We start from the raw sequence: 5,448 nt of genomic DNA on the forward strand, positions 1-5,448 counted from the left end.
GCATCCGCCGGCCGACGTGGGCGACGCCAGGGCCGCGGCCGAGGTCGGCTATCGCGCGCCCGAGGGCGGGGTGCCCGCGGTGCCGGCCGCGCCACCCCCAGGGAGCACCGTCGCCGCCGAGGCGGCCGCCGCGCGGGACCGTGGCGGGGACCGGCTGCGGTTCGTCGGCGCGGCGACCCGGCGGATCGCGCGCGGTATCGACCTGGACGAGATCGTGCTGGGCCTGTGCCGGGCCACCGTGCCGACCTTCGCCGACGCGATCCTGGTCTATCTGCGCGATCCGCTGCCGGTCGGCGACGAGCGCCCGGTCGGCCCGGTCGTGCTGCGGCTGCGCCGTACCGACCGCATCCCGCTGGACCCGGACACCGAGAGCGGCCGGCTGCCGCTGCTGCCCTCGCAGCCGGATCTGTCGCCCGCCGTGGGCGGCGGCCCGGCGGCCGAGCTGTGTGAGGTGGAGGCGGGCGGTCCGCTGAACGAGGTGCTGCGCGGGGTGCGGCCGGTCTTCGGCGACTCCTCGGCCGCCCGGGCCGCGCTGCCCGAACTGCTCGGTGAGCACACGTCGGTGGCCACGGGCCAGCGCACGGTCCTGGCGCCACTGCGGGGGCGGCGCCGGGTGATCGGCGCCGCCGTGTTCGTACGCCGCCCGGACCGGCCGCCGTTCGAGCCGGACGATCTGCTGGTCGCCGCCCAGCTGGCCACGCACACGGCGCTCGGCGTCGACAAGGCGGTGCTCTACGGCCGCGAGGTGTACATCGCCGACGAGCTCCAGCGCACGATGCTGCCCGATTCGCTGCCGCAGCCCACGGGCGTACGGCTGGCCAGCCGCTACCTCCCGGCCGCCGAGACGGCGCGGGTCGGCGGCGACTGGTACGACGCGATCCCGCTGCCGGGCAACCGCGTCGCGCTGGTGGTCGGCGATGTGATGGGCCACTCCATGACCTCGGCCGCGATCATGGGCCAGCTGCGCACCACCGCGCAGACCCTGGCCGGGCTCGATCTGCCGCCGCAGGAGGTGCTGCACCACCTCGACGAGCAGGCCCAGCGGCTGGGCACGGACCGCATGGCGACCTGCCTGTACGCGGTCTACGACCCGGTCGCGCACCGCATCATGGTCGCCAACGCGGGCCATCCGCCGCCCCTGCTGCTGCACCGCGGCGGCCGTGCGGAGGTGCTGCGGGTGCCGCCGGGCGCGCCGATCGGGGTCGGCGGCGTCGACTTCGAGGCGGTCGAGCTGGACGCGCCCGCGGGCGCCACCCTGATGCTCTACACCGACGGTCTCGTCGAGTCGCGGATGCGCGATGTGTGGACCGGGATCGAGCAGCTGCGTGAGCGCCTGACGGCGACCGCCCGGCTCACCGGCCCCAACCCGCCGCCGCTCGAGCCGCTGTGCGACGAGGTGCTCGACATGCTCGGCCCGGGCGACCGGGACGACGATGTGGCGCTGCTGGCGGCCCGGTTCGAGGGGATCGCGCCCAGCGATGTCGCCTACTGGTTCCTGGACCCCAAGGCGCAGACGGCCGGGCAGGCGCGCCGGCTGGCGCGGCGGGCGCTGGCCCGGTGGGACCTGGACGAGCTGACGGACGCGGTGGAGCTGCTGGTCAGCGAGGTGATCACCAATGCCGTGCGGTACGCGGAGCGGCCGGTGACGCTGCGGCTGCTGCGGACGGACGTACTGCGCTGCGAGGTCGGGGACGATGTGCCGCAGCTGCCGCGGCTGCGCCAGGCCCGGCCGTCCGACGAGGGCGGGCGCGGGCTGTATCTGGTCAACCGGATGGCGCGGCGGTGGGGTGCGACGCGGCTGAGCACGGGCAAGGTCGTGTGGTTCGAGCTGGCGATGCCGCCGCGGTCCTGAGGTTCGCCAAGCGCGGCACACAGCAGCGGGCGGGGCATTCGACGCGAAGGCCCCGCCCGCTGCTGTGTGCCTGCCGTGTCTCAGATCACCCGTGGCCGCGCTGTTTGGTGCGCAGACTGCGCGTGTCCAGGGAGGGCGAGGTCGGCGGGGTCGTCGGCGGCGTGGTGGTGTCGGTCGGCGACTCGCCGCCCGTGGTCGGGGGCGTCGTCGGCGGGGTGGTGGGCGGGGACGAGGACTCCGTCGGGCTCTCGCTCGTCGGCGGAGCGGAGGTCGTCGGTTCCGTCGACTTGCTGGTGGGCGGGGTGCTGCTGGGGCTGGTGCTCGACGGCGGCGGCACGGCCGCGCCCATGTCGGTGTCCAGGTCGAACTTGGAGCTTCCCTTGCCGTCGAGCGCCGTTCCCATGTACGCGCCCCAGATCTCGGCCGGGAAGCCACCGCCGTTGACGCGTCCGCCGCCGGCGGTGCCGGTCAGCGTCACCTGCTTACCGCCCTTGGCCTCGCCGAACATGCCGACCGAGGTGACCAGGTCGGGGGTGTAGCCGGTGAACCAGGCGGACTTGTTCTCGTCGGAGGTGCCGGTCTTGCCCGCCATGGCCTGGCCCTTCTGCCGTACGGCCGAGCCGGTGCCCTCGTCGACCACACCGGTCAGGACCGAGGTCACGGAGTCCGCCGCGGTACGGCTGATCACCTCGCCGCCCGTGGTGTCGGGCAGTTGGGCGCTCTCGCCGCCCTTCTCCGCCGACTTCACGATCGAGGGGGTGACCTTCTCACCGTGGTTGTCGAGGGTGGCGTAGACCCCGGCCATGTCCTTGGGGCTGGCGCCCATGACGCCCAGCGACATCGCGGGGGCCACATCGAAGCCACCCGCCTTGGAGTTCATGCCCAGGGCGGTGGCGGTCTTCTTGACCTTGTCCAGGCCGACGTCCACCGCCATCTGCGCGAAGACCGAGTTGACGGAGTTGTTCATCGCTTTCTGGACGTTGACCGGACCGTAGTCCTTGTTGTCCTCGTTCGGCGGGGCGAAGCCGACCTCGCCGCCGTCGTCCTTGACCGGATGCTTGCTGTCCCCGTCGTAGACGGTGTTGGCCCTGATCGGCTGGCCGTCCTGGGTGGTGGAGTCGTTCTCCAGCGCGGCGGCGAGGATGAGCGGCTTGAAGGTCGAGGCGGGCTGGTAGTCCTCGCGGGTGGCGTTGTTGGTCCAGTGCTTGGTGGCGCCCGCACCGCCGTACATCGCCACGATCGCGCCGTTCTTGGGGTTCACCGAGACCGCGCCGACCTGGGCGTGCCCGTCGACCGCGCGCGTCTTCGGCTTGAGCTTGGAGGTCAGCTGGGTGTGGACGGCCTTCTCCAGCGCCTGCTGCTTCTTCTTGTCGATGTTGAGGGTGATCGTCCAGCCGCCGGCCGCGAGTTCGTCCTCGCTCACCCCGGCCTTGACCAGCTCCTGCTTGGCGGCCTCGACGAAGTAGCCCGTCTGGCCGTCGAGGCCGGCGGTGGGACGGGGGTCGAGGGGCTCGGGGAACCTCAGGCCCTTGCGCTCGCCCGCGTCCAGCCAGTGCTTGTCGACCATGTTGTCGAGGACGTAGTTCCAGCGCTGCTCGACCAGCCGCTTGCCGTTGGGTCCTGCCACCGAGTAGTCGTACTGGCTAGGGGCCTGCAGCACCGCGGCGAGGTAGGCGCCCTGCGCCACGGAGAGCTCGCCGACGTCCTTGTCGTAGTACGCGCGGGCGGCGGCCTGGATGCCGTACGCGTTGCGCCCGTAGTAGCTGGTGTTGATGTACCCCGCGAGGATGTCGTCCTTGGACTGCTGCTGGTCGACCTTGAGAGAGATCACCAGCTCCTTCAGCTTGCGGCTGACGGTCTGTTCCTGGCTGAGGTAGTAGTTCTTGACGTACTGCTGGGTGATGGTCGAGCCGCCCTGTTTGCCGCGGCCCAGAAGGGTATTGACGATGCCGCGCGCGGTGCCCGTGAAAGAGACGCCGGGGTCGGAGTAGAAGTCCTTGTTCTCGGCGGCGACGAAGGTGTGCTGCACCTCTTTGGGGATTTTGGACAGCGGTACGGACTCACGGTTGATCTTGCCCGTCTTCGCCATGATGGTGCCGTCGCTGTACTTGTAGACATTGGCCTCGGCCGTGGCGAGGGCGTTGGCATTGGGCACATCGACCATGAAGTAGAGCACCAGGAACGCGCCGATGAGCAGCAGCCCCATCGAAAGGAAGTAGCCCAGGACCATCTTCCATGTGAAGAAGCGGCGTATGCCGGTCTTCTTGCCGCTCTTGCCGCTCTTATCGGCGCCTTTCTTGGCTCTGCGAGCGCCCTTCTGCCGCGCCCGCCGCTCTTCCGCTCTGCCCATCTCTCCCGCTGCTCCTGTACGTCAACCCCAACCCAGCTCATGAAGCTAACACCGCAACTGACGTCAAATACTCATCGATCAAGCTTTTTCCGAAGGTGACAAAGAGCACCCGCTCCGTAGGAACTGACGTCCGACCGCGGCCAAGGGTTGCCTTCTCGCCAAAAAGTGCTATCACTTTGATAGGTGAGCCGGACGGCCGCGCACCACCACGCACCACCACGTACCAGCGAAAACGGGGGAACCTCCATGTCTGACATGACCGACATCACAACCACACCCGACATACCGGCCCAGCCCCGGCCCCAGGTGCGCGAGCGGCCCGCGCGCAGCATCGGCGGCGGTCTCGCGCTGCTGCTCAGCCTGGCCGGACTGATCGCGGGCCCGCTGCTCATCGCGGCCGGAACCGACACCTCCGAGTACGACTACGAGGACAACAGCAACCCCGCGCTGATCGTCCTCGGCGTCGTGGTGATCATCGCCTCCTTCATCGCGATGCGCGGGCTGTGCTCGATCGCACCGGGCCAGGCCCGGGTCGTCCAGCTCTTCGGCCGCTACAAGGGCACCCTGCGCACCGAGGGGCTGCGCTGGGTCAACCCCTTCAGCAGCCGCAAGAAGATCTCCACCCGGGTGCGCAACCACGAGACCCCGGTGCTCAAGGTCAACGACGCCTACGGCAACCCGATCGAGCTCGCCGCCGTCGTCGTCTGGCGGGTCGAGGACACCGCGCAGGCGGTGTTCGAGGTTGACGACTTCCTGGAGTTCGTCTCCACCCAGACCGAGGCCGCGGTGCGCCATATCGCCATCGAGTACCCGTACGACGCGCACGACGAGGACGCGCTGTCGCTGCGCGGCAACGCCGAGGAGATCACCGAGAAGCTGGCCACCGAACTGCACGCCCGGGTCGAGGCGGCCGGGGTGCGCATCGTCGAATCGCGCTTCACCCACCTCGCCTACGCCCCCGAGATCGCCTCCGCGATGCTCCAGCGCCAGCAGGCGGGCGCGGTGGTCGCGGCCCGGCGCGAGATCGTGGACGGCGCGGTCGGCATGGTCGAGGCCGCGCTGGCGCGGATCGCCGAGGAGCAGATCGTCGAGCTGGACGATGAGCGCAAGGCCGCGATGGTCAGCAATCTGATGGTGGTGCTGTGCGGCGACCGCTCCCCGCAGCCGGTCCTCAACACGGGCACGCTCTACCAGTGACGGAGCCGAACGAGCGGGACGAGGCAGCGGAGCCGGCCGCGCGCGAGGG

At 70.5% G+C, this 5,448-nt stretch carries 3 protein-coding genes; 2 read left to right on the forward strand and 1 reads right to left on the reverse strand.

The features are described 5' to 3' along the window. Positions 1-1,852: SpoIIE family protein phosphatase (locus ACWDSL_RS51505; protein WP_450496456.1), on the forward strand; the 1,852-nt coding region annotated here is incomplete at its 5' end. Positions 1,853-1,937: 85 nt separating this feature from the next. Here the strand turns inward: ACWDSL_RS51505 and ACWDSL_RS51510 are convergent. Continuing rightward, on the reverse strand, positions 1,938-4,202 hold the full coding sequence (locus tag ACWDSL_RS51510; RefSeq protein ID WP_450496458.1) for a transglycosylase domain-containing protein: 2,265 nt from the start codon (positions 4,200-4,202) through the stop codon (positions 1,938-1,940). A 255-nt stretch (positions 4,203-4,457) separates the two neighbouring features. Between ACWDSL_RS51510 and ACWDSL_RS51515 the strand changes: the two genes are divergently transcribed. After that, positions 4,458-5,399 carry an SPFH domain-containing protein gene (locus ACWDSL_RS51515; RefSeq protein ID WP_450496460.1) on the forward strand — a complete coding sequence of 314 codons (942 nt, stop codon included), beginning with the start codon at positions 4,458-4,460 and terminating at the stop codon, positions 5,397-5,399. Positions 5,400-5,448: the final 49 nt, after the last annotated feature.

Source organism: Streptomyces sp. NPDC000941, assembly GCF_053599555.1.

Coding starts and splice junctions, on each gene's coding strand:
- ACWDSL_RS51515 (WP_450496460.1), top strand. CDS start 4,458: ATGACCGACATCACAACCACACCCGACATACCGGCCCAGCCCCGGCCC.
- ACWDSL_RS51510 (WP_450496458.1), bottom strand. CDS start 4,202: ATGGGCAGAGCGGAAGAGCGGCGGGCGCGGCAGAAGGGCGCTCGCAGA.